Source organism: Streptomyces sp. NPDC028331, assembly GCF_055565775.1.
Genome location: NZ_JBVHTR010000013.1, coordinates 188,296 through 210,442, shown reverse-complemented (window position 1 = coordinate 210,442; position 22,147 = coordinate 188,296). Strand labels below are relative to the sequence as shown.

General features: G+C 67.0%; 24 protein-coding genes. 10 read left to right on the top strand and 14 right to left on the bottom strand.

What is annotated here, in order from left to right:
* Positions 1 to 80: 80 nt before the first annotated feature.
* The 3 genes from ACZ4SW_RS20985 (at position 81) to ACZ4SW_RS20975 (ending at position 3,506) form a co-directional block, all read left to right on the top strand.
* Entirely contained in the window at positions 81 to 2,018 is a 1,938-nt protein-coding gene (locus tag ACZ4SW_RS20985) for an ATP-binding protein (RefSeq protein WP_468245765.1), read from the top strand.
* Between the two features lie 51 nt (positions 2,019 to 2,069).
* A complete protein-coding gene (locus ACZ4SW_RS20980) occupies positions 2,070 to 3,134 on the top strand; it encodes an SUKH-4 family immunity protein (RefSeq protein ID WP_468245760.1) in 1,065 nt (354 codons plus the stop codon).
* A gap of 69 nt (positions 3,135 to 3,203) precedes the next feature.
* On the top strand, positions 3,204 to 3,506 hold the full coding sequence (locus ACZ4SW_RS20975; protein ID WP_468245756.1) for a hypothetical protein: 303 nt from the start codon (positions 3,204 to 3,206) through the stop codon (positions 3,504 to 3,506).
* A gap of 12 nt (positions 3,507 to 3,518) precedes the next feature.
* Here ACZ4SW_RS20975 and ACZ4SW_RS20970 read toward each other — a convergent pair whose 3' ends face one another.
* Entirely contained in the window at positions 3,519 to 3,947 is a 429-nt protein-coding gene (locus ACZ4SW_RS20970; RefSeq protein ID WP_468245749.1) for a hypothetical protein, read from the bottom strand.
* A gap of 110 nt (positions 3,948 to 4,057) precedes the next feature.
* Here ACZ4SW_RS20970 and ACZ4SW_RS20965 point away from each other — a divergent pair, with 110 nt between their 5' ends.
* From ACZ4SW_RS20965 to ACZ4SW_RS20955, 3 genes are all read left to right on the top strand, one after another.
* Positions 4,058 to 4,717: a hypothetical protein gene (locus ACZ4SW_RS20965; protein ID WP_468245743.1), complete on the top strand. Its 660-nt coding sequence runs from the start codon at positions 4,058 to 4,060 to the stop codon at positions 4,715 to 4,717.
* Positions 4,718 to 5,115: 398 nt separating this feature from the next.
* A complete protein-coding gene (locus ACZ4SW_RS20960) occupies positions 5,116 to 5,631 on the top strand; it encodes a hypothetical protein (protein WP_468245736.1) in 516 nt (171 codons plus the stop codon).
* A gap of 88 nt (positions 5,632 to 5,719) precedes the next feature.
* Complete coding sequence (locus ACZ4SW_RS20955) at positions 5,720 to 6,028, top strand: hypothetical protein (RefSeq protein ID WP_468245729.1); 309 nt, start codon at positions 5,720 to 5,722, stop codon at positions 6,026 to 6,028.
* 306 nt (positions 6,029 to 6,334) lie between these two features.
* On the opposite strand, the gene ACZ4SW_RS20950 is transcribed toward ACZ4SW_RS20955, so the two are convergent.
* The 3 genes from ACZ4SW_RS20950 to ACZ4SW_RS20940 form a co-directional block, all read right to left on the bottom strand.
* On the bottom strand, positions 6,335 to 6,724 hold the full coding sequence (locus ACZ4SW_RS20950; protein WP_468245722.1) for a hypothetical protein: 390 nt from the start codon (positions 6,722 to 6,724) through the stop codon (positions 6,335 to 6,337).
* Positions 6,725 to 6,797: 73 nt separating this feature from the next.
* Positions 6,798 to 7,940 carry a WXG100-like domain-containing protein gene (locus ACZ4SW_RS20945; protein ID WP_468245715.1) on the bottom strand — a complete coding sequence of 381 codons (1,143 nt, stop codon included), beginning with the start codon at positions 7,938 to 7,940 and terminating at the stop codon, positions 6,798 to 6,800.
* 19 nt (positions 7,941 to 7,959) lie between these two features.
* Positions 7,960 to 8,082, bottom strand: a complete 123-nt coding sequence (locus tag ACZ4SW_RS20940; RefSeq protein WP_468245707.1) for a hypothetical protein — start codon at positions 8,080 to 8,082, stop codon at positions 7,960 to 7,962.
* Between the two features lie 198 nt (positions 8,083 to 8,280).
* Between ACZ4SW_RS20940 and ACZ4SW_RS20935 the strand changes: the two genes are divergently transcribed.
* The 4 genes from ACZ4SW_RS20935 to ACZ4SW_RS20920 all read left to right on the top strand — a co-directional run bounded on the left by ACZ4SW_RS20935 (position 8,281) and on the right by ACZ4SW_RS20920 (position 10,949).
* The gene (locus ACZ4SW_RS20935; protein ID WP_468245701.1) at positions 8,281 to 8,796 is read left to right on the top strand and encodes a hypothetical protein; all 516 of its coding nucleotides are present in this window, start codon (positions 8,281 to 8,283) and stop codon (positions 8,794 to 8,796) included.
* A gap of 282 nt (positions 8,797 to 9,078) precedes the next feature.
* Complete coding sequence (locus tag ACZ4SW_RS20930; RefSeq protein WP_468245698.1) at positions 9,079 to 9,537, top strand: hypothetical protein; 459 nt, start codon at positions 9,079 to 9,081, stop codon at positions 9,535 to 9,537.
* Positions 9,538 to 9,576: 39 nt separating this feature from the next.
* Positions 9,577 to 10,683, top strand: coding sequence for a hypothetical protein (locus ACZ4SW_RS20925; protein ID WP_468245693.1), 1,107 nt, complete (start codon positions 9,577 to 9,579; stop codon positions 10,681 to 10,683).
* A 98-nt stretch (positions 10,684 to 10,781) separates the two neighbouring features.
* Positions 10,782 to 10,949, top strand: coding sequence for a hypothetical protein (locus ACZ4SW_RS20920; protein WP_468245688.1), 168 nt, complete (start codon positions 10,782 to 10,784; stop codon positions 10,947 to 10,949).
* 63 nt (positions 10,950 to 11,012) lie between these two features.
* Here ACZ4SW_RS20920 and ACZ4SW_RS20915 read toward each other — a convergent pair whose 3' ends face one another.
* The 10 genes from ACZ4SW_RS20915 to ACZ4SW_RS20870 form a co-directional block, all read right to left on the bottom strand.
* Positions 11,013 to 11,705, bottom strand: a complete 693-nt coding sequence (locus ACZ4SW_RS20915) for a hypothetical protein (RefSeq protein ID WP_468245684.1) — start codon at positions 11,703 to 11,705, stop codon at positions 11,013 to 11,015.
* Positions 11,702 to 12,715: a WXG100 family type VII secretion target gene (locus ACZ4SW_RS20910; protein WP_468245679.1), complete on the bottom strand. Its 1,014-nt coding sequence runs from the start codon at positions 12,713 to 12,715 to the stop codon at positions 11,702 to 11,704. The genes ACZ4SW_RS20915 and ACZ4SW_RS20910 overlap by 4 nt, the downstream gene beginning before the upstream one ends.
* A complete protein-coding gene (locus ACZ4SW_RS20905; protein ID WP_468245674.1) occupies positions 12,712 to 13,026 on the bottom strand; it encodes a hypothetical protein in 315 nt (104 codons plus the stop codon). The genes ACZ4SW_RS20910 and ACZ4SW_RS20905 overlap by 4 nt, the downstream gene beginning before the upstream one ends.
* A gap of 502 nt (positions 13,027 to 13,528) precedes the next feature.
* On the bottom strand, positions 13,529 to 14,173 hold the full coding sequence (locus ACZ4SW_RS20900) for a hypothetical protein (RefSeq protein WP_468245668.1): 645 nt from the start codon (positions 14,171 to 14,173) through the stop codon (positions 13,529 to 13,531).
* Between the two features lie 28 nt (positions 14,174 to 14,201).
* Positions 14,202 to 14,906 carry a hypothetical protein gene (locus tag ACZ4SW_RS20895; protein WP_468245664.1) on the bottom strand — a complete coding sequence of 235 codons (705 nt, stop codon included), beginning with the start codon at positions 14,904 to 14,906 and terminating at the stop codon, positions 14,202 to 14,204.
* Positions 14,907 to 14,940: 34 nt separating this feature from the next.
* The gene (locus ACZ4SW_RS20890; protein ID WP_468245661.1) at positions 14,941 to 16,221 is read right to left on the bottom strand and encodes a WXG100 family type VII secretion target; all 1,281 of its coding nucleotides are present in this window, start codon (positions 16,219 to 16,221) and stop codon (positions 14,941 to 14,943) included.
* Entirely contained in the window at positions 16,221 to 16,547 is a 327-nt protein-coding gene (locus ACZ4SW_RS20885) for a hypothetical protein (RefSeq protein WP_468245657.1), read from the bottom strand. Before ACZ4SW_RS20885 ends, ACZ4SW_RS20890 begins: the two co-directional genes overlap by 1 nt.
* 512 nt (positions 16,548 to 17,059) lie before the next feature.
* Positions 17,060 to 18,247: a S8 family peptidase gene (locus ACZ4SW_RS20880; protein WP_468245651.1), complete on the bottom strand. Its 1,188-nt coding sequence runs from the start codon at positions 18,245 to 18,247 to the stop codon at positions 17,060 to 17,062.
* A complete protein-coding gene (locus ACZ4SW_RS20875) occupies positions 18,244 to 18,966 on the bottom strand; it encodes a hypothetical protein (RefSeq protein WP_468245645.1) in 723 nt (240 codons plus the stop codon). The genes ACZ4SW_RS20880 and ACZ4SW_RS20875 overlap by 4 nt, the downstream gene beginning before the upstream one ends.
* Positions 18,967 to 20,622: 1,656 nt before the next feature.
* Positions 20,623 to 22,134: a putative T7SS-secreted protein gene (locus ACZ4SW_RS20870; protein ID WP_468245640.1), complete on the bottom strand. Its 1,512-nt coding sequence runs from the start codon at positions 22,132 to 22,134 to the stop codon at positions 20,623 to 20,625.
* Between the last annotated feature and the right edge of the window lie 13 nt (positions 22,135 to 22,147).

The window sequence follows — 22,147 nt, the reverse complement described above, 5'->3', positions numbered from 1 at the left end:
TGAGAGGAACGCGGCGCGATCGGCACCTAAGATCGACGTCGCAGGCGAAGGCGTCCGCAACGGCGGGAGGACGGGGACCCATGACCGGCTCGACCGAGGACTACGCACCGCACCCCCACATAGGCGGCCGCACCGCCGCGCTGCGCGCACTCGCGGCATGGCGCGGGGCCGCTCCCGGGGCACCCCGTGTGGTCGTGCTCACCGGCACCTCAGGCAGCGGGCGTTCGCGGTTGCTCACCGGGTTCCTGATGCTGTGCGAGCCGGAGTTCCGCAAGCAGCTTCCGCTGGACGCGATGGATCCCTCGACGGTGCCGCCGGAGTTGCCCGCCCCGGTGGTGCCGGCCCCCGACGGGCTGACCGCCGCGCAGGTGCTGTGGCTGCTCGCCGACCACTGCGAGCTGAACGCCACCAGCACCGAGGAGGTGTTCGCCGGGCTGGCCGCGCTCGGCGACCCGGTGACCGTCGTCGTACCGGACGTCGACCGAGCCGGCCCGGTGCGCGCCGCGAGCGAGCCCGCGCGGCTCGTACGGGAGGTGCTGGCTCCCCTGGCCGCCACCGAGACCGTCCGGCTCCTGGCCGAGGTGCCGCGTCCGCTGGTCGACGACCTGGCCGCGGGCCTGCCGCCCGGCGCCGTACAGGTCATCGACCTCGACGAGCCGGAGTGGGCCGACCCCGACGGCCTCGTCCTGCACGCCCAGGCGGCGCTGAGCCCGGAGTTCGGTGCTCCTGAGCTGCCGTTCACGGTCGACCCCGCCACCCGCATCGCCCTCGCCGCGGCCATCGCCCGCCGTGCGGGAACCAGCCCGCTGGTCGTCCAACTCGCCGTCCACAGCATCCTGATGGCCCCGGAGGGCTTCGACCCGGCAGATGAGAGCCGGTTGCCGACCTCCGTCGGCGAAGCCCTCGATCTGCACGCCGGGCGGCTCGGCGCCGATCCGCAGACGCTCCGGCTGATGCTGGCGCCGCTCGCCCTTGCGGAGTCCGGCGGCATACCCGTCCACCTGTGGGCGCGGCTGGCGAGCGCGGCCGCCGGGCAGGACATGAGCCGGGTCATCGCGGAAGGGATGCTGCTCGCCGGGCCCTTCGTGGAGCCGGAGGACCAAGAGGGGGACGGCGGACGTACTCTGCTCCGGCTGTCGCACCCCGCCATCGGTGACGAGATCCGCGCCGGCCTGCCGAACGTCCGCGCCGCGCAGTCGCGGATCGCGATGGCACTGCTGGAGGCGGTGCCGGGGCAGGACTGGAGCAAGGCCGACCCCTACGTGCGCGACCACATCGCGGGCCACACCCTGGAAGCGGGCCTGCTGCCCCAACTCCTCACGGACCCCGGGCTGTTCGTCCACGCCGACCCGGTACCGCTGCGCGCCGCCGTCGAAGCCGTCCCCGCGGCGGAACTCGGCGCACCGGCCCGCACCTACCTGCGTACGGCTCCCCTGCTGACCCGCATCCAGGCACCCGCCGTGCTGCGCGCGGCCCTGTTGGAGACCGCCTTCGTCGAAGACGGCCTGCCCGAGTACGCCGAGGCCGTGCTCCGCCTGGGCCTCGACCTGCCGTGGCGGACCCTGTGGAGCCTGCCCGTCCCCGGTATCAGCGCCGTGACCGTCGGCGGTCTGGCCCGTGCCGAGGGGCCGGCCACCCCCGTCGCCGTCCTCGTCGTACCCGCGGGCACGCCCGGCGCGCAGCCGGTCGGCGACCCTGCGGCGGCATCCGGCACCGCGGTGCTCGTCCACGGCCTGCTACGACCGGACGACCTCGGCGAGACGGGCTCCGGCATCGACCCCGGGCAGGTCCTGCGCCCGTCCGAGGAGGACCGGGCCGCCGCCCCGCTGGCCCTGAGCCGCGGCGCCGACTACCTGCGGGTCTGGGACCGGACGCGGCAGGAGGTCGTGGCCGCGCTGGTCTCGGACACGCCCTTCACCGCCGCCGACCTGTCCCCCGACGGCGTTCTCCTCGTCGCCACCGAGCGGGGGGCGAAGGCCCTGCGCATCCACTCGGCCGAGGCGGCGCTAGCCTCGTAGCCACACCCGGCCCACACGCTCGACCACCAGCCATCCCGAAGGAGCCTCCCCTTGACCAGCCAGGAGCAGGCGGCGGTACAGGGCGCCGACGCGCCCGAAGCTGCCCGTCCGGTCACCGGCCCGGGCAACACCGCCGTCTTCACCTACGTCGACCCGGCGAGCGGCGAGGAGACCACCCTCTTCCGCAACTCGGGCCCGGGCCTGCCGCCCGCCGAGTACCAGTGCTGGGCCGAGCTGCGGCGGTTGAACGTGCCCGAGAGCGCTGTCGTCGCCATCCACACCGATCTGCGTCCCAGCCTGCTCCCCGGCGGCTACACCGCCGAGCTCCTCAACCGCTTCCCGAACGCCCGGCTCTCCTGCTCGCAGAACTACGGTGCCCGTCCCGAGGAGCGCGCGGAGGGCATCGCCGCGCTGATCGAGCAGGTCGAGACCCTGCACAGGGTCGCGGGCCGGCAGCCGCCGCCCCGCCCCCGGCGCCTCCCGGTTCCCGCCCGGGTCGCGCCCGTGGAGCCGATGCGTGACGTGGCCCTCGGCCGCCGTCTGGTGGAGGTCTTCGGCGAGGAGGGCGTACGTCGTTTCGACGCCGACGACGTCGCGGGCAGCCCGCTGCCCGATGCCACCAAGTCGACGCTCACCTGGGCGGGGCTCCCCGCCGACCTGGCCCTGTTCTTCACCGCCGACCGGGCCGACACCCCTCCGGCCGGCGGCCTGTTCACCGACGTCGCCACGAACCTGCGCGAGCGCCGGAGCCCGGCGGGTGAGGAGAGGATCGGCGCCCTGGCCCACCTCGCCCGTATCGGCTTCGACGGGGTCGCGGTCATCGCGGTGCAGTGCGTGCCCGGGACGACGGAACCGGACGGTCTCGGCGCGCTCTGGGCCGTGGACCCGGTCACGGCCGAGGCCCGCTACATCAACGTCTCGGCGGCCGCCTTCGTCCGTTCCCTGGCGCTGCTGGCCACCGTACGGCAGCGGATGCGCGGCCTCGACCCCTTCGCGGCGGGCGCGGAGGTGGCGGGGCTGCAGGAGCAGTTGGTGGCCGTCGACGCGTCCGCACTGGCCAACGCCGACACCTGGTGGTCACTGATCGTCGAGCAGATGTGGCACGGGTTGTTCTGATCGGCCTCTGGGATCCCCGCTGACAGAACCGAGAGAACCGAGAGACCTGAGAGAACGAGGAGAGCACCCGTGACATCGGACAGCCCGGCACCGCCCACCACCGCCGAACAGGCCCTCGACATCGTCCGCAGCCGGTACGCGCAGCCCAAGCTGCCGGACGGCACGCCCGCCCGGCTGCGCGTCGAGGAATTCGACATCGGATACCTGGTGTACGCCGAATTCCCGCCGGTCACGGACGCCGCCGGCCTGCCCCAGCCCCCGCCGCCCGGCGGCAGCAAGATCGTCGTCTCCAAGGAGACCGGCGAGACCGTCACCGTGCCCAACTTCCCGAACGAGGCGGCCATCGCGCTGTACCGCAGACAGCGCCAGTGACCAGTACGGGGATCAGTACAGGGAGAACCCGCCGCTGTGCCGCCCCTGGCTCTTCCTCTCCGACCGCGGGGCCTCGCCGCCCGGGCCCCCCGGCTCGGACGGCCCCGAGGACGGGTCACCGCTCGTCAGCGGCTCCCCGTGCCTGATCTGGTCGCGCTCCTCCTCGGAGAGCGACTCCCACTGGCCGCGCAGGGGCGCCAGGCCCCCGCCCAGGGCGCGTGCCACGGCGGGGTCGTCCAGGGCGTCGCGCAGCGCGAGCCGGCCGGAGAGCAGTCGCTTCGCCGCGTCCTGCATGTCCTTGCCGACGTTGTCGCTCTCGGACAGCTTGCGCAGGGCGGAGTTCAGCGAACGTGTCTGCTCCGGTTCGAGTGCCTCGTCCAGCACTCCGCGGTCCTGCGAAGAACCGTACGGGGTCGGTGAGTTCTCGGGGGGCCTGACCATGTCGCTTCTCCTCGCTGCCCTCGTTCCTCGGACACCCGAAGTATCCCCCGTAGCCGACGGGTGCCATGCTGAGCCCCCAACCTGCCCCGGAGGAGAAGGACTTCGTCGTCATGGCTCAGACGCAGAGAACCGGCAAGGGCAAAGGAACCGACCGTGCCCCGGCCGCCGGCCTCGTCGGCACGGCCGTCGGCCGCCTCGGGCGCTGGGGCGGCCTGGTCTTCCTGCTCGCCGGCCTCGCCCTGAGCGGGTGGGGCGCGTACGAGGGGGCGTACCTGGCGGGCTGGGCGGGCACGCACGGCACCCTGACGGTGAAGCAGTGCGAGGTGAGCTACCCCGACAACGCCTCGCGGAGCAGCCGCAAGAACCGCCGCCCCGTCCGCTGCGAGGGCTCCTTCGTGTCCGACGACGGCAAGAGCCGGGACACGGCCGCGGCGGTGCAGGTCAGACACCGGTACGCGGCGGGCACCGAGCTGGCGGTGCAGCAGACGGACACGCCGACGACGGCGACCTCGGCGGACGGCGACTACGTCCAGGGCGGCATGGACCGCGCCTGGCGCTTCTTCGGGGCCTTCTTCGGCGGATGGGTCCTCACCGGCCTCGGCGTCTTCTGCCTGGCGACGGGCTACGCACCGTTCGGCCGCAGCCTCGTCTCGTACGACGAGGCATGGGAGGCGGCGGGACGGGGAGTGACGCGTCCCGTCCTGCTCGGGATGATCGGCGTGGGGATCGTGGGAGCCGGGGTGTGCTTCCTGGTCAGCTACTTCGTCTGACCGGTCCCGGTTGGCGGGCCGACTGCCTTCGGAACACGCTGTGCTTCACCAAGGTCTGGCTCGCTCAGGCTTCGACGGCCACCTCCTGATCTCCCTGATAACTTGCTGTTTCTGCCAGTTGACTCCATGGGGGACTCATGAGCCAGCCGCCCTTCCAACCGCCACCGCAGCCACCGCAGAACCCCGCCAACCCGTACGCCCAGCCTGCCCCGCCGCAGCAGCCGCCGGGATTCGGGCTGCCGACTGCCCCTGGACAGCCCCCGATGCAGTCAGGGCCGCCGCCGATTCCTGGACAGCCCCCGATGCAGGCCGGGTTGCCACCCGTTCCCGGCCAGGCTCCGGTGTACGGTGGGCCACCGCCCGTCCCCGGCCTGCCGCCGGTCCAACCGCCCTACCCGATGCAGCCCGGACCGCCGTACCAGGCACCCCCCTTCGGGCAGCAATCGAACACGAGCGGCAATCCGGTCGGCGCGGTCCTCCTCGCACTCCTCGTCTCCGTCGTCGTCTCGCTGCTCTACACCGGGGTCATCCTGGGCACGTACAAGGAACAGTCGCTCACCACGGCCAACACCCTCTACCTGACCCACGCGCTGCTCAACGGCGCGGTCGTCGGCTCCCTGGTCGGCCTGTTGGCTCACCGCAGCAACGGCGCCCGGATCGGTGGAGCCGTCATCGCCGCGCTCGGCGCCTTCTTCGGCTACGCCAACGCGCTCCCTCTCATCGTCGCCGTCGACCAAACGCCCAAGGCCGCCTTGGATCTGCTGGAGATCGAGCCCTTCTTGCCGGCCAAGGAGTGGTGGATCAGCGACGCCCATGGCGGAGTCGACTGGTTCTCCCCGCTCGGCCTGGTGATCGCCGCTGCCGCCGCCTGGGGTCTCGCCTACGTCGTCGGGAACAAGCGCCGCCAGACGTGACTCTCGCCGGGTGCCGGTCCGGGTCTCAGCCCGAGAGACCGGCCTCCTGGCGGCCGAACGGATCCGCTGATCACGTAGCCTGCCGCACATGCTGATGAACGACATGGGTGATGACGGCCGGGAACGACTGCAAACCCGCATGTGGCGGAACGCGGCAATGCTCGCCGGTGTCCTCAGCGCGATGGCGGCCATGGGCGGCCTCGCGGGGGCTGCCCTGCCGGACCTCCGCGTCGCCATGCGCGTACCGAGCGGAGCTCTGGCCGCCGTCGGCGCCGTCGGCATATGGGCGGCCGCCCGCGGCTACCGCGGCCGCAGCAGCAAGCACTTGGTGCTCGCCTTCGGGTGCGCTCTGGGGAGCATCGCGACGCTCGAGGTGCTGTTCCGCCACACGGGCTGAACCGGGCAACCGGGCGCGCAAAACGGTGAACCGCTCGCGCTACGGGTCATGATGCGGCAGCGTGAGAGGAAGAGCTCAAGTCCGTCGACGCCGCCGCTGAAACCCATGACAGAACCGCCCTCTGACCCTCTGGTACTCGTACTGCACGCGACCGCTCACACCGCGGCATGGTCGTAGCCGACGGTACCGACCTGAGGAAACCCGTCCGCCGCCGAGAACCCGTTGACGGCCGTCGACATCGCCAGGCGGTGGCGGCGTCCGCGGCGCCGCCACGCCGGCCGGAGTCGACGCAGCCGGCGCCGGGACTCAACGCCGAGTCGGCCGCTTGCCTCCGTCGGACATGCGTACCGGCGCGTCCCGCTCGGCTCGCTCGCGGTCCAGTTCGGCCTGTTGCCGCGCGTCCCATTCGCCGAACCGAGCCCCGGACTCCCGGCGCTCCGCGTACGTCTGTTCGTCGGCCGCCCGGCGCATCTCGTGGAGGCGCTGGTAGACGGCCTCGGTGTAGCGCGGGTCCTGGAACGCGTCCTTCACGTCGACGCGCCCGCTCAGCACCGCACGCGCCATGTCGCGCAGTGCCGGGTCGAGCGAGGCCGCGTCGGCGATGGTGCGCAGGGAGCGGCGCAGCCGGAGGGCCTGTTCGGGGTCCTGGGCGATCCCCATGAGTTCCTCGTCCTGGATCTCCCGGTCCGCGGTCATCGGTCGGTCGCGTCCTTCCCCGTGGTGGTGCAAGTGGCAATGGCCGCACAGGCGGTCAAGGGCGGTGCCGACGTCATCCGAACTCGCTTCGAGCCCAGTCCTGCGCGCCGCCGCCGGTGCGCGGGGAACCGGAGTGCCCCGCGGAGGCGGCGGCCGCGGTCCTGGCGGACGCGTGCGTGCCGCCCGAGGCGCCGGAGCCCGCCGCGGAAGCAGTGGCCTCGGCCCCGTCGGACGTCTCCGTGGTCTGGACACCGTGCCCGGCGAGCGTGTCCACACCCCGCTGTACGCGGTCCCCGACCGTCCCGGTGACCTTCTCCGTCGCCGCGTCCATGGCGTTGTTCACGTGCCCCGATACGTCGGTGTAGTCGGCGACGGTCGATCCCTCGCCCCCGGTGACCTCGTTCTTGAGCCCGTCCACATACTCGCCGGCCGCCGTCTTCGCGACGTCCGCCGTCTCTCCCAGATCGATGCCGGAGCGCGCGTCGAAGTAGGTCTCGATGCTCTGCCGACCGATGTCCTGCGCCATTCCGATGGCGGCCTCTTTGGCCTTGTCCTTGGCCGCGTCGACCACCTTCTCCTGGACGAACTGCTTGGCCTGCTCCTTGATCTGCTGCTTGGCGTACTGCTTGACCTTCTCCTTGGTGATCTTCTCGAGCTGCTCCTTGGCGATCTTCTTGAGGGCGTCCATGGAGGCGTGCTCCATGGCCTTGGTGATCGCCTCCATGACCTCCCTCTTGAGCTTGTCCAGCAGCTCCCGGACGATCACGCGCGTCGCCTGCGTCGCGCCCAGCCCGCCGATCTCGGACAGCCCGAAGGTGAAGGGAGCGGAGGCCTGCGCCGCGATGATCTCCACGGCGAGGGCGACGAGCTGCGCGATCACGGCCAGTTTCGCGCTGAGAACCGCCACCGCGGCAGCGTCGAAGGCCAGGGCGATCACTTCGCACGCGGTCTTCGCGTCGGGGAGGTATCTGTCCTCGCCGTTCGCGCCGGTGTAGGCGCCCCAGGCCTTGCTGAAGCCGTCGACGGCCGTGCCGACGTTGCCGGCGACGACGGTACGGGCGAAGCGTTCGCCCTGCGTCTCGATGTCTTCCAGCGTCTTGCCGAAACTCCGCCAGGTCTCGGCAACCTCGTGCAGTGCTTCTTCGTCGGCCTCGGGCCAGGAGTAGCCGAGGAGGTCGAGCACCCAGACGAGCTCGCTGGGCAGTGTGAGCGACATGCAATAGCCCCGTGTTTGATCAGAGTTGGCCGGAGAGCCCGTTCATAAGGCCACTGTTCGACGAATCCGATGCGTCGTAGTTGCCTGCCATGTCCTGCAGGTTGTGCCCGATCTGCTGGAGGCGTTTGGCAAGGCTGTCCATCGATGTGAGGATTCCGTCGCGAATCGGCGTGTAGACCTGGCCGAAAAGCTCCCCGAAGTCCGCGTCCTCCCACGGCTCTCCCAGCCCTTCGAGAGTGTCCTGCAGCCGTTTGGCGGCGTTCGAGAAGTAACGCCGAACGCCGCCGCACCGGGAGAGCGGACACGCCTCGGCCGCCTCGTCGGCGCCGCCCTGATCCTCGTGGGCCTCGTCCTCCTGGCGCTGGGCGCCTACCTCGGCCCCTACACCTACGCCACGTCCACACCGGGCAAGCTGACCGTCCAGACCTGCACCGTCGACTACAAGTACCGGAGCACGTCGAGCAGTTCACGGAAGCGGACGAGGACCAGATGGTGCTACGGCACCTTCACCGCGAACGACGGCTCCGTGAAGGACCTCAACGCCGACCTCAAGAGCGACGCCCTCTACCCGCGCGGTCACGTCCTCGATGCCCGCAAGACCGGCGACACCTCCTACGAACGGGACCACGGCTGGGTCGGCGCCATCGCCACCGGCTGCGCATGGTGGTTCGGAGCCCTGATCCCCCTCGCCGCCGGCCTCTTCTTCACGGCCACCGGCTTCTCCTTCGGCGGCCCGGCCGACGTCCGGCGGGCGGGGCAGACGGCGAGTCAGGGACTGCTGCGCACCATGTATGTCATGGTGGCGGTGGGCGTGATCGGGTTCGCGATCAGCCTGCTGGTGGTGTTCTTCACGTGACGGGGGTTCCGGCGCCTCCAAGGACTCGAGGGGCGCCGGAATGTGGCGCGGATCCTCCGAAAGGCGCGGATCACCGGGTTGATCGCGGGCAGACCGCCTCCTGACGGCCTTCGGCGGCCGAGCGACGCGCTCCGCTCCACCGCGCGTACGTGCCCCGGCCCGTTCGACGCGCACAGGGATGTCGGTGGCACGTCAAATAACTGCTGGCCTAGGCTGAGCAAGAACGTTCACGTTCCTTCCGTACGGGGTGAGGGCCGGGCAACCGGCTCCGGAAAGGCGACGATGACCCAACCGGTCGACCCGAGGCTGGCCTATGCCCAGGTATCGGCACCAGCCACGGCCGCTGCGCCGCAGCCCGAGCCGTCGCCCTCGCCGGGCCCTCCGCCCACGCCTCCACCGGCCTCGCCGCCGGTGTGGGGCGGCGATCCGGACGTCGGCGTCAGCTCGTCGTTCCTCCGCGCCAGGGCCGACGTCTGCGACAGCACGTCCGAGGTGATCCGCAAGACGAGGGGCGCGGCCGAGGACGCCGACGGCGACCTGGGGAAGGCGGCACCCGGATGGTCGTTCGTCGGCAGCATCGACGACATGCAGCGCCGCTGGGAGGGCCTGCTCAAGGTCGTCACGGACCGCTTGGACGAGGCCGCCCAGAACTTCCGCGACAGCGCGGACGCCTACGACCGGACCGAGTTCGCGACCGCCTCGCAGTTCGCCGACCCGCACGCCCCCAACCCGTTCGGCTGAGCCGGAGGCAGCAGCAGAGTGGTCACCTTCCACCAACTCATGGAACTCGACGCGAACGCGCTGGAGACGTTCGCCGACCGGTGGAACGCCATCCACCGCAAAATCAACGAAGCCCGCACGGAGTTCCACGACGGAGTCGTCCAGAAGCTCCACCAGGACCACTGGCAGGGCGAGGCAGGTCAGCGGGCACAGGCGTTCTGCGACCGGGTGCAGATGGACATCGACGCCTTGGACAAGGAGGTCAGGGGGCTGCGCGACTTCCTCGACATGGAGGTCGACGGGGCCAAGGGCACCGGCGGGACCAAGGGCTTGCGGGAACTCCAGCGCCAGGCCCAGGAGATCCAGCAGGATGCGCTGGAGCAGGGCATGACGGTCAGCGCGGACGGACAGATCGAGTTCTGCGTCATCGACGACCCCGACGATCCTGAGGTGCACGCGAACTACGAGCAGCACCAGCACACCGCCGACCGCCTCCAGGAGCGGCTGAACAAGGTCCTCGGCCAGGCGACCGAGGAGGACGAGTGGCTGGCCAAGAGCCTGCAGGTGGTCTTCGGCACGGCCCACAACTTCGAGAGCGAGAACCGGAAGTTCAACATCGAGGAGCCGGACGCCAAGGACCACAAGGTCCGCAACCAGCTCAACAACGTCGGCGCGTACTTCGCCACGGTCAAGGGCTGGCCCACGGCGGCCGGGCTGATCCAGCACTACCTCGACTGCAGTGGCAAGACGGTCGAGGTGGAACCGCAGACGATGATGGACCAGATCCCGGCCTTCCAGTCGGACGTCGACGACACATTGCGGAAGGATGTCCACGGCCGCCCGGACGGCCCGTTCACGACCGAATGGAACTCCACCGCTCCGAACCCCGAGGACGGGGACAGCAGCACGGAGTGGTACTACGCGCTCAACCACTTCCAGTACCGGCTGACGGGCTACGTCCACAACGGGGAGGTCACGTACCGGGTCGAGGTCAAGAAGCGCTACGACTGGGGCATTCCCAGCGAGCACCGCGCCAACGCCACCGGAGGCTGGGGGCCGGCCAGCATGAACCTGGAGCAAGCCGACATCGCCCACCTCAACACCGTCGGCATGGGCCGCGACTTCGATGTCGTCGGCACCTCCGACGAGATGACGTCCTGCGCATGACCGGCCCGCACACCACCGGCAACGCCGCTCACCGGGACCGGAACCCCGACCGAAACCCCGACCGGGCAGCCGAGCCGGGCCCCGGCCGCCGCGGAGGCGTGAGATCAGTGCTACGGGTCGTACTGTGGCTGGCGGCGCTGGCCGCCGTCGCGTTCACCGCCGTCGTGGTCTACGGATTCATCAGGTTCAACCATGACATCGACCACCCCAAGGACGGCTTCTCGGGCTGGCAGTGCGCCGACCAGTCGGGCACCTGCGATCGGTGAACCCAGCCGGGCGGGTGGGCCGGGTCTGCAACCAGGAAGCGTGCCGTTCTCGCTGGCGTCAGGTCAGGTTCGCGCGGGTGGGACGATGCCCTGGCTCAGCGCCTCCAGAGCTTGCGCCTGCTCCTTGGTCGCCTCGACCGCGGCCAGGGAGCCGTCGGCGAAGTGCAGGTCCACGCGTTGCGAGAGCGATGTGTGCCGGATGACGACACTCCGGAGCTGTCCCGGCGGGATCTCGCCCAGACACCGGGCCTCCCTGCGCGGCGTTCCGGGCGGAACCTTGCCGAACAGGGGCACCTTCTTGGTGCGGACCGTGCACATCAGCAGGATCCTGCGGTCGGTGAAGACCATCAGTGCCTGTTCATTGTCGTAGTCGGTGCGCGAGGTGTCGGGTCCGGTGCGCACAGCGATCACGAACTGCCCGGCCATGCTCTGCCATCCACCCGTGAGACCGGCCCCGCGCACCATGCGTCGGATCCTGCGGATGATGCCGAAGTCGAAGTTCTCGACAGCATCCGCGACCGAGAGGGCACCTTCGAACGCGCCCTCCACCGCGCCTCGCGTGCCCCTCCACTGCTTGCCAGTCCGCAACTCGCGGGGCAGGGTACGGCGGATCAGATCGCTCAGCTTCACATCGACGATCCCGAGCAGTCGCTCGTACGGCTGCAGCCACGGCGCCATCAACGGCACATGGGAGCCGCCACCGAACAGGCGTGGCTCGAAGACGGGCTGTGGCGGACCGTACTGGCCGGCGCTCATCCGAAGTCCTCCTCGATCCGTGTCTTCGGCACACGGTACGGTGCATCATGCTTGGGGCCGTCGAGTTGGCCGGTCACGGCGTCGACAGCGGGGTCCTTGCTCAGCCCGTCGGTGACCGCGCTCATCGGGCCGTCGGCGCCGACCACCGCTCCGATGCCGCCTGCGATGACACCCTTCGCGGCGCCGTACACGGCCTTGGTGCCCCTGGCGGCCGCGAACTCCCCGAGGTTCTCCATCGACGGGGAGCTAACCAGTTCCTTCATTCTCTTGCCCCTGTTGATGACGCCGCCGATATCCCGCACGGCTTTAGCCGCTTTCAGACCGTCCTTGATCGAACGGAAAGACTTGCCGGCCGCCTTGATCTTGCGGACTTCTTCCATCAGCTTGTCCAGCGTCTTCGCCAGGCGGACGGAGACCTCTTGCACCCGTGCGATGAACGCAGTGATCTCGGCATCCGCCACGAGGGCGTCGGCAGCGGTCGCAAGGCCGAGGGTCAGGATGTCGAGCGCGACCATCGCGGCGAGCGAGACGATCAGCGCCTCGATCGCTTCTCGGATGATCTCGATGATCATGCTTTCGGCGAGCTGACAGGCCGCAGCCGCCTGACTGATGATCTGCGCGATCTTGTCCATGTCCTTGGCGGTGCCGTCGATGGCCTCGACCACCTGACCCATGTGCCTGCCGAACGCGTTCGACGCGACGCCTTCCCACTCCCCGGCGAGTGTGCCGCCGCCCTCGCGCAGAGCGTTGCTGACCTCCCGCATCGCCTTCGCCTGGTCCTGCCACTCGTGGGCGGCCGCAGTGAGTCGGGCGAGGTTGCCGGTGACCTCCTCCAGCATGTCCATCAGGCCGGTGGAGTCGAGCGCCGCTTTGACGATGCTGTCCAGACCTGCGTCCAAGCCGTCCGCGACGGGATTCTTGATCTCCGGCAGTGGGATCAACGGCTCGTCGACGAAGTCCCGCGTCCACTTGTAGGCGTCGCCGATCTGTTGGAAAGTGCCGCCGCTCACTGCCCGCCCCCGAAGGAGGCCTGGATGTGCACGTCCTGGCTCTCGTAGTTCATCGCGGTGTCCTTGAGACCCTCACAGGTGTCGCGAAGGATCTCCAGCAGGTCGGCAAAGTTCTCCTGCTCGGCCTGCACGTGCTCGCGGTACGCCTCGTAAAGGTTCTGTGCGTTCGGCAGCTTGCCGAAGTCGGTCGACGAGAGCGGCACCGACTCCAGCCTCGGCCAGATCCGCGCGACCTGCTCAGCCTGGGCCTGGATGACCTTGTCGTACGACTTCAGCGCGGCCGGATGAACCCGAAATCCCTGATCCCCCACAGCTTCTCCCTGATCGCGGAAACGCACGCGATCATACTTGTGGGAAGTCAGCCGGACAGTAAGAACCTACTGATTCCCGTAAGGAGGCCGCTGAGCATACGGATTGGGGTGCTGCGGGGGCTGAGCAGGAGGAGCAGGGTACCCGTATGCTTGATCGGGAGCTGGGTTCTGGTATGTCCCTTGCATGTGAGGGTACCTCGCTTGCTGGGGCGGATAGCCTGTGTTCTGTGGGTAAGTACCGCTGACGGGGCGGCCGTTCTCCGAGTGTCGGCGGCTCCGGCTTACGGCGAAGATGGTGACGGCGGCAATCACGGCCCCGATGCCGATGACGCCGATGACAAGGGCGATCGCACCCATTGAAGAGGATCCTTTCTTGGCCTCGGCTTGGTTCGCTGCTCTCCCTTACCCGGATCCCCGGTCGCGTTCCCTGCCCCTGGCCGACATGTCGGGGGAGAAACCAATGCTCCAGCCTCAGCGCACACGCGCAGGTGGCCGTGATGTACTACGCGCCCCACAGCAGAATCGGCTTCCGCCAATTTCGTTTATTGATGCCTGCCTGCTCCGCCCTGGCGATGCGCTCCGCGCCGGCCTGCTCCCGCCTGGAGGCCGTTTTTTCCCAATCCGCAGGGTTCAGGAAGAGCATCGCGTTGCTGCCCGGCACAACCATCACCCCGCCGAAATCAAGGTCTCCTGCAATCCACGCGCCGTTCTCGGTCCCCCCTGGCCAACGGCGTCGCCCGGCGGCATTGATCGCTTTCAGCAACGGAGCCCCATGCTCGCCTCGAGTGGAGATCTTGACTTCGAACACATTGCCGTACTCGGTCCAGAGCGAGCCCCTTTTGACCACGCGCGTGTGGAAACGAAGAGGGTAGTGCCTCAGCACCTTCTTGCACTGGACCAGACGGACACCGCCCCATAGGCGGTAACCCGTCAGAACCAGCAAAAACATTGCAGGGACGAAGGGCAGCACAAGGAAAAAGCTATTCGGTGCACCTGCCCTGTACAGCACCATGGGCACGGCGACCAGGACGACAATGACCACGATTCGCGCAGCGAGAACCTTCACCAAGGTGACGTAATTCTGCTTCATCACCTTTTCGATGTCCACGGTCTCGGGCGCTTCCGCTCCTGGTGGGCTCTGTGACATTTCGTCTCCTTGCGCTGGTTGCGCTCGACTAACCGAAGTCATTCCTGATCGCGTCGGACTCGGCAGCAGCCGGCGTCTCACTGCCGTCGTCCACGGAATCCGCGGACGCAGGATCGGTGAACGTCAGAGTATGCGCGACTCCGAGGAGCACGTCCCGATAGGAATCAGCGAGGTCCACGGCGGCTGTCACCAACTGCAGCAGGACGATGTCGCCTGTTCCCGGACCCATCGCTGCAACCGTTCCCTGCCAGACCGTCACCTCGGAGGACGCGTCACCTCCCTCGGACGACGTGCCGGTGGCAGGCGCACGTCGCCTCTTCTCTGCGAGGAACCCCACGCCACAGGGCAGTTTCAGAGGGCGCAGGCCTTCGTCGGGACGGTCGGCAGCCGTTCCCGCGAGGCTGGCAAGTACGAGTTTGGCGTTGGTTCCGGATGTCGGGAAGCTCGAAACCGTAAGGACCGAGGAGGTGACTCCACCAGCATCGTCCGGGTGCAGCCCCAGTGCACATCCGAGCACGTTCTGAGCATTCAGCAAGCCCACGACACCGGCGTAGAACCGTACGACGCGCTCCGCGCGGTCGCGCAACTCGTCTGGCAGGCTGAGCACTTGCTTGATCAGCTCCACGACCCGTTCGACAGGCGGATCGAGGTCCAGCTGTAGATAGCCGTGCGGGAGTCCGTACCAGAGCAGGGGTTTGCGCTGGTTCCCTGTATCGGTCAAGACGTCGGTCACTGTGCGATCCATCCCTCAGGTACTGCTGCTTTCTCTACAACCATCCCAGCAGCCCCCCGATGTCGTGCAGTGTGGCAGCAGCCTTTGTGGTCTCCGCACTGTTGTGTTCGACGCCGTCGTCCGGCACCAATCCCAGGCTCTCGGCGGACGAGACCATGTTCGCTGCGACATTCAGACCGCCGACAGAGATGGCGCCCATCAGCTTGGCCGACCCGCCAACACCTTCCCCCGCAAGACGCCACGAATCGGCGGTCTCCTCGGTGGCGGTCTTCGAGAAGGCGGGGACGATCTCCCTGACGAAGGCTCCGGCCTTTTCTGTGTTTGATACGGCCACACCCATTCTGCCGGCCATGCCCACCCCCTCGGCCACTTCCTTCGCCGCCGTACCCAGGGCAGCTCCGCCAGGGATCATGCCGACCGTGTCACCGGCCATGGAGGCCCAGGCCGAGAACATGTCCATCCCGCTCCCGCCGCCGAACAAGTCGCTTCTGAACTTGGGGTCGGCCAAGTTCTTGGACATCGAGGCCGCGCTGGCGACCACGGCGATTCCGGCGAAGAGCGGAGTCAACGGCGTGGGGAAGAGCGCCAGCAGGCCGGCAATGGCGCCAATCGTTCCCGCATGTTCCAGCAGGAAATCGCCGGTCTCCTTGATGCCGTCCCAGACGGCGTCGACGGCCTTGCTCAACCACCCCGGTTCCTTCGGCGCCAGTTTGTCCGTGGCGTCGTCGAGAGACTTGGCGACCATCTCCGCGTTGTCCGCGTGAGTGGTCTCCAGCACCCGTGCCTTCGCGATGATGTCGTCGTACTCGCCGTTGGCCTTGTTCAGCGCGAGTGTGGCTTCGTTGAGGTTGCGCTCTGCTGCCCGCAGCCGCGCCGTCGCCGCGTCGGCTTCTGCCTGAGTCGCGAACTGCTGGCCGGCGAGCTTGAGGTCCGGGTGCTTCTCGGCTTGAGCGTGACGCTCCGTGGCCGCTGCGATGGCGGCCTTCTTCTCGGCGGCAGCATCGTCGTACTTCTGAGCCAGGTCCCGGTGGGACGTCAGATAGCCGTCCCAGTTGTCGAGCTGAGCGGAAGCCTTCTCCAAGGAGCGAGCAGCGTTCTTGATATAGGTCGGCAGCTCACCGTCGATCGCATTCCGGAACGCCTGCGCCGCGTCGCCCTGCCAGTAGCTGCTCTCGCCGATCAGCTTCTGGAGCTGCGAGTGGCAGTTCCGCAGCGCGGTCGCGGCGGAAGCCACCTTCCGGCGTAGGGCGTCGACTTCGGCAGGAACGCCCGGCACTGGGTTCCACCCGAGGTTCGGGTAGGGGTTCGCTGCCACTACTTCGTTCCTCCCTGCCCGGAAGTCCCCTGCTTTGCGATGTCCTTGAAGGCTTTCTCCAGAGCGTCTTCGACCTCCTCGTAGGCCTTCTTGTTGGACTTCACGCCCTTGCTGATCGCGTCGATCATTTCCTTCGTCTGCTCGGATCCGTATCTCCAGCGCTCCTGGAAGCCGTCACACGCCTCGTCCAGACGCTGGGTTCCGATCTGATCGGCGCGGACGTGAGCCAGCGCGGAACGAGCCTCGTTGAGATCCCTGATGCACCCCTCAAGGGTTTTCAGGAACTGACCCAACTGATCCGTGTCCGTCTTGAAGTGATCCCCCATGGGATGTCTCCTCTGGTGCTGGGTGGTGCTGGGCCGAGCCCGCTTCAGCAGATGAGCTCTGGTGAGGTCAAGCCCCTTCAGCGGTGCTGAGCTCGCGACCATGACGCGGACCGACCGAAAGGTCTGGATGGGGGCGCTCTTTACCGGGTAGACGTCGCGCAGGAACCGGATGACGCCGGGCGGCGAATCCTTCCTTCCCAGGAAATGCAGCGGGTCCCGGTTGTACTCGAAATCCCTTCTCTCGCAGCTTCTCCCTGTTCACAGAAACAGCACATGATCATACTTGCACCGGTCACACTGGTCTTCGGGAACAAGAGCGAGGATCACTGCCAGTACCAGTTCACAGCGCGCCTCCTGCACAGCGCCCGCCCGGCAGTGCGTACCAGATAGTCAAACTCGGATTCTGGCCCGTGTCGTCGAACTCTGAACGACCAGAAGGGGCCCCGCCAGCAGGGCTGACGGGCCCTCATACAACTACGTCACGAGTGCAAGCTCAGCAGCCCCCAGCGGCATCAAGTTCGGAAGGGTGCTTGGGCCGGAGCCATGCCCGTTACGTTGCCACCGCCCTTGCGGCGGCCACCCAACGCCAGGAGCAGCCCGCCGATCAACATCAGCAGCCCCATGCCAGCGGCGCCAAGGCCAGTCAGCCACACACTCTGCTCCAGGTCAGGGTGAGTGGTCTTCGAGGTGCCCACGGGGGCCGCGAAATGCTCCTTGCCCTTGTACGTCACGGGGGCAGTCTTGTCGGCAGGTGGCGAAGCCGCGGCTTTCACTGCGGCCGCAGCATTGATCTGCCCGTACCCGAGCAGCGCATTCCACCCGCCTTGCGGATGGCGGGCTGTGCTGGTCAGGATCGCACGTGTCTGAGCCGGGGTGAGCTTGGGGTTTTGGGAGAGCATCAGCGCCACAACGCCTGACGCGAGTGCAGTTGCCGGCGACGTACCGCTGACCGGCTCGAAGCCACCCGTGTTCTTCGCACTTTCGATGTCCACGCCTGGGGCGGCCACGTCGTTGTACGTGTGCACGGTGGAAAACTCGGCTCGCCCCCCTCCTTGTTTCGTCGCAGCAACGGCGATGACGCTTGCGTAGCCGGCGGGGGCAGAGGACTGGTTTAGCTTGTCTCCCCCATTACCGGCTGCCGCCAGAAGAGTCACCCCATGGCTCACCGCGTAGCCGATGGCTACAGCCTCGTCCTCATCCTTGAATTCACCGACTTCACCGGTTCCAAGAGACATCGAGATCACGTCGGCACCGTGATCCACCGCGTAGTAGATTCCGTCCGCGACCGAATTCACGCCGCGCTGCAACTCGACATTTCCGTCGTCGTCCTTGTCCTGGTCCGAGCTCACCCTCACCGAAAGAATCTTGGCCTTGGGCGCGACCTTCAGAACGTCCGACGCCATTGCAGTGCCATGCACCCCCCACTCGGGGCTCTGCGGAGCAATTCCGTCCTTGCGATAGTCAGGACCGGTGGTCACTCGTCCCTTGACCGCAGGATGCCCAGCCACCACTCCGCTGTCCAGAACGGCCACAGTGACGCCTTCACCCTGACTGAGCTGTTGCGCAGACGAAAGACCGAGAGCATCGCCCTCCCATCCCATAGGAGTGGTCACGGCGTGTGCAGGGGTCGCCGACAGTACACACAGAAAACCACTCAACGCAGCCCCGACGATGGCCGCCCTCGCAGGTTGACGACTCATTCCGCACCCCCGAGCTGCAGATCATCCATGTGGAGTTGGAACGCCGTGACCAGGATTTCTGCCTCGGCATACCAGGAAGTTCGGTCATCAGAGCCGTCAGAGTCGTCCTGCCCCCAAGCTCCCGGCAGGTTTCCCGCGAGCCGTCCATCAACGGCGCCCGTGGTGACGGCGACCGCATACGGGAGGTGCTCGCCGGGAGTCTCATCGAGCGCTGCTCCGTTACGTCCATCCGCCGTCCATCCGGCGGCCAGAGTGCCCGGCACCGCAAAGGGAGACACTGCTCCAGCTGCTTTCAGGTCCGCGAAAGTCTGAGCAAGCTCATGCTTTTTGGACGAGGCTCCTGGGAGCACAATGAGTGCAACCGTGGCCACCGTGTCCCCGGTGGGATCGACGTACGTGGCGCGCAACACAGCCTTGCACCCCAGCTGCTCTGCCTTAGCCAGCGTCTTCCCCGTCAGTCCCTTGTTGCAAGAGGTGTCAGGGGAGATACCGAGCCGACGCCAGGTCGCGTACTTTGGATTGGTGAGGTGCCCGAGACGCCCGTCACGGCCTCCGATGGTGTCCGGAAAGATGTGGTCAGCGGGCTCATCGCTCCAGATCACCCCTCCGTACTTGGGATTAGCGATCGTCTGCTGGCTGTTGCTATAGGCGTGCGCAGCGAGGGCACCGCCCCCCACGAGGCCAACCGCGCCGAACAGGCCGAGAATCGAACCAATCACGGTGCGCACAGTGCGCCCGCCCTTGCCTGGAGCTCCGGGAGGCGCCGACGAAGCCACCGGCTGCATCCCGGGAGATGCTGGAGAGCCCTGGAACGGCCCCTGCCACTGCTGTTGTTGCCACCCGCTTTGCGGGGGCGGCTGCCCGTACGGGTTGGTGTTGCCCGGCATTCCAGGTGGCGTCGGATAAGACATGCATTCCTCACACACGTGTCTCTGGTGAGGGGCATGATGTGCGGCTCGATCGCGCGTGCGGCAAAGTCCGGCGCCTGGACTGGCCCACAACCGAGCCCACCTGCTGGCGCGACAGAGTGCACCTGCATCATCGCGAGTACATCATCCCCCGTCAGTAACAGATCACCTTACGGCGTCACTGATGCTGCGACGCCCGGTCGTTGTGGTGCTTCTGCGGGTAACTTGTGGTCAACGTGTGACAATCCGTGCAGGCTTACTCCTGCCGCAGAAGGAGAGCGGCCGTCAGACTGGAACGACCGTGGTCCACGAGGTTTTCGAACTCGGCGCTACAGCTGACCCGTTGCCCTTGCGACGGTCTCCATCAGGCTTCGCTCACGTCCGCACGCCGTACACATCTGAAGCCGACAGGCCACCAAGCAGTCCGGCGCCATAGCGCTCACATGCGATCGGCGATCGCCCCGAGCACTGTCAATCATGTGCTGCAGGGCCTCGGCCGCGTCGCCCAGGACTCGCAAAAAGCGGGGGAGCGCCGACTCGTGCGGGGGCAAGAGGCTGCGAGTCTACGACTGACCCTCTCTGCGGCTATCAGCGGTCACGGACTTCGCCTGCCAGGGACGGGAGGTGACGCGCAAGCAATGGCGCTGACCCGGGCAGCGCGAGCAGGCCGGACGAGATCGCCTACTGCCTCGTACGCACCCGTGGACGACCTGGTGTGCGTCAGGCCGGCCGGCGGTCGAGAAGTGCTTCCAAGCGGCGCAGAACGAGTGTCCTGGACCAGCACAACGCCCGCTGCATACCCACCGCTCGCCTTCCTCCAGGACAGGCACCGAAGTGCTGCTGGAGTACTAGAGACGCTTCCAGCGATTGACCATGTTCGTGCAGTTCATGCCCGACCTCCCGCTCCCACTCCCTGCATGTCATCGACCCGACGCAAGACGAGCCACCGCGGGATCTCCTTCATTCCATCGGCGCTCGGCACGTAACCGTATTCACCAGCCACCTGCAGCGCTCGCGTCGCCCCCAGTTGACGGAAGTAGCTGTCATGAACCTCGATCCGCCCGTCCCTGTGCCGCCACAGCGTTCCACTGCTCTGCCTCCCCACCAAGATGGGAGCCCTTCCGTCGAACAGCGCCCTCAGCTGATCCTCCAACCAAAAGAGATCAGTGGAAACCTCCCTCTGCATGCGCTTGCGATCCAGCCACATACGCCGCCGCCAGCGAAAACGACGCCCACTTCCGGGCGGGCCCGGGGCGTCAAGGCCCCATACCGCGCAGAATGGAAGAAAGACGACATACAGGCAGAACGCGATAGTACACGGCGCGAGCCACAGCACTGCCAAAAGGGGGAACCATAGCCACTGCGCTGCGTAGCGAATACGCAAGACCGCCAGAGACTTGGGGGGCCGTGCAGCCATCAGTTGATCAGCTTGATTCACATTCATCCGCACAGCCCACCCGCCGCATACTACCCAAAGTCCTTGATACCATCGAAAACTTTGCCCGTGGTTTCACGGATGTCTCCAACTGTCTCGTGAACCTTATCCGACAGGTACTCGACGTCTCCCGTTGCGATCCTGACCCCCTCCTTGTACAGATTCCGAGCTCCGGTGACGGCCTCGTACCCACGCGCCGGCCACGAGCGAGGATCGACGTACTTACCAACGACTTCTCCAGCGTCGTTCACGATCGGCTTGACCGAGTCCGCCAGAGCAGGAATGCGACCCAAGGGTGTACTCTCGACCAGTTTCGGAATCGTCTGGTCCAAAACGCCGCCGAGCTTCCCGCTGGCGGCCCTATACAAACTGGCATCGCCAAAATTCCTGGCAACCGATACTGCGAGACGATCTTTAAAGTTATCTGCAGTGATCTTTACGGCATCAATTTTTCCGCCCACCATGCCGAGGGATCGCATGCCGTCTTCTTCGATGAAGTTCCGTGCGGTTCCACCTACTTCCCGCACGATGTCATCTGCACGCTTGAGGGAATCCGCCGCCTTTGATCCGGCTTCCGCTACATGCAGTGGGATCGTCACGCCCTTCAGTGCGCCTATACCCGTCTTTCCGACCTTCGCCAAGTCACCGAACGGAACGAATCCGACGAGATCGAGACCGATGTCCACCCACGATCCCTTCTTGGCCCCTAGCGCCCAGCCACCCGCATGGAATGCAAAGGCTCCAGCGTTCAACACCCTACCAATTGCCTCAAAGACAACGGCCCCAATAACCGTCTCAGAGAAGATAATCGCAAGAACATCGCATGCCGCACTGGCCCAGCCAAGCCAGTCACCGATTTTATATACGGTGTCGGCATGCTCCTTGAGCCATCTATAGATGTCATTGCCAATATCCCGGGCCTTGTCTCCGATTCCTCTGAGGAGATCCATGAACCGATCGAAGAACCCGGGCTTATCCGGCGCCCGCCCGGAGGCGATACGTATGACAGCTGCAGTCATACGTGCGCCTTCTTCGTGTTCCTTGAGTAGCTCTTGGGCCTTTCGCAAAATTGCATTGAGTGATTCGGTGGCCTCGTTCACCTTTCTAGAGGCGAAGTCAAGACGTTCCTGGGCGTTCTGCAAGGCCTCCTCTGTTTCGAAAACCTGACCGGCGAGCTTGAGATCTGGGTTGCTCTCAGCCTGCCGCAGCAACCGACGCGCATCTTCTGCCTCGGCCTCATAGCGCGAAGCGAGCGTCTGGAAATCAATCAGCTGCGACTTCCACTTGCCCAGTGCAGCCGCAGCCTCGATAAGTGAACTATGACCATCTTCGAGGTATTTTGGCAGCTCGCCGACCTTTTTGGAGAATGCCTCAGCCGCATCCCCTTCCCAGATACCTCCAGGTTTCCCAAGACGCGCCAGCGTGTTGTGGGTGTTGCTGAGCTGATTCCCGACTTTGCTAAGAGTCGCGGCCAGCATCTCGATTGATTCTGGGCTTCCCGGGGCTGGATTAAATCCGAGCGCGTCGAAGGATTGGGGGCACATGTATTCTTCCTCT

Coding starts and splice junctions, on each gene's coding strand:
- ACZ4SW_RS20985 (WP_468245765.1), top strand. CDS start 81: ATGACCGGCTCGACCGAGGACTACGCACCGCACCCCCACATAGGCGGC.
- ACZ4SW_RS20970 (WP_468245749.1), bottom strand. CDS start 3,947: ATGGTCAGGCCCCCCGAGAACTCACCGACCCCGTACGGTTCTTCGCAG.
- ACZ4SW_RS20965 (WP_468245743.1), top strand. CDS start 4,058: ATGGCTCAGACGCAGAGAACCGGCAAGGGCAAAGGAACCGACCGTGCC.
- ACZ4SW_RS20960 (WP_468245736.1), top strand. CDS start 5,116: ATGCAGCCCGGACCGCCGTACCAGGCACCCCCCTTCGGGCAGCAATCG.
- ACZ4SW_RS20955 (WP_468245729.1), top strand. CDS start 5,720: ATGCTGATGAACGACATGGGTGATGACGGCCGGGAACGACTGCAAACC.
- ACZ4SW_RS20950 (WP_468245722.1), bottom strand. CDS start 6,724: ATGACCGCGGACCGGGAGATCCAGGACGAGGAACTCATGGGGATCGCC.
- ACZ4SW_RS20945 (WP_468245715.1), bottom strand. CDS start 7,940: ATGTCGCTCACACTGCCCAGCGAGCTCGTCTGGGTGCTCGACCTCCTC.
- ACZ4SW_RS20940 (WP_468245707.1), bottom strand. CDS start 8,082: ATGGACAGCCTTGCCAAACGCCTCCAGCAGATCGGGCACAACCTGCAG.
- ACZ4SW_RS20930 (WP_468245698.1), top strand. CDS start 9,079: ATGACCCAACCGGTCGACCCGAGGCTGGCCTATGCCCAGGTATCGGCA.
- ACZ4SW_RS20925 (WP_468245693.1), top strand. CDS start 9,577: ATGGAACTCGACGCGAACGCGCTGGAGACGTTCGCCGACCGGTGGAAC.
- ACZ4SW_RS20915 (WP_468245684.1), bottom strand. CDS start 11,705: ATGAGCGCCGGCCAGTACGGTCCGCCACAGCCCGTCTTCGAGCCACGC.
- ACZ4SW_RS20900 (WP_468245668.1), bottom strand. CDS start 14,173: ATGTCACAGAGCCCACCAGGAGCGGAAGCGCCCGAGACCGTGGACATC.
- ACZ4SW_RS20885 (WP_468245657.1), bottom strand. CDS start 16,547: ATGGGGGATCACTTCAAGACGGACACGGATCAGTTGGGTCAGTTCCTG.
- ACZ4SW_RS20880 (WP_468245651.1), bottom strand. CDS start 18,247: ATGAGTCGTCAACCTGCGAGGGCGGCCATCGTCGGGGCTGCGTTGAGT.
- ACZ4SW_RS20870 (WP_468245640.1), bottom strand. CDS start 22,134: ATGTGCCCCCAATCCTTCGACGCGCTCGGATTTAATCCAGCCCCGGGA.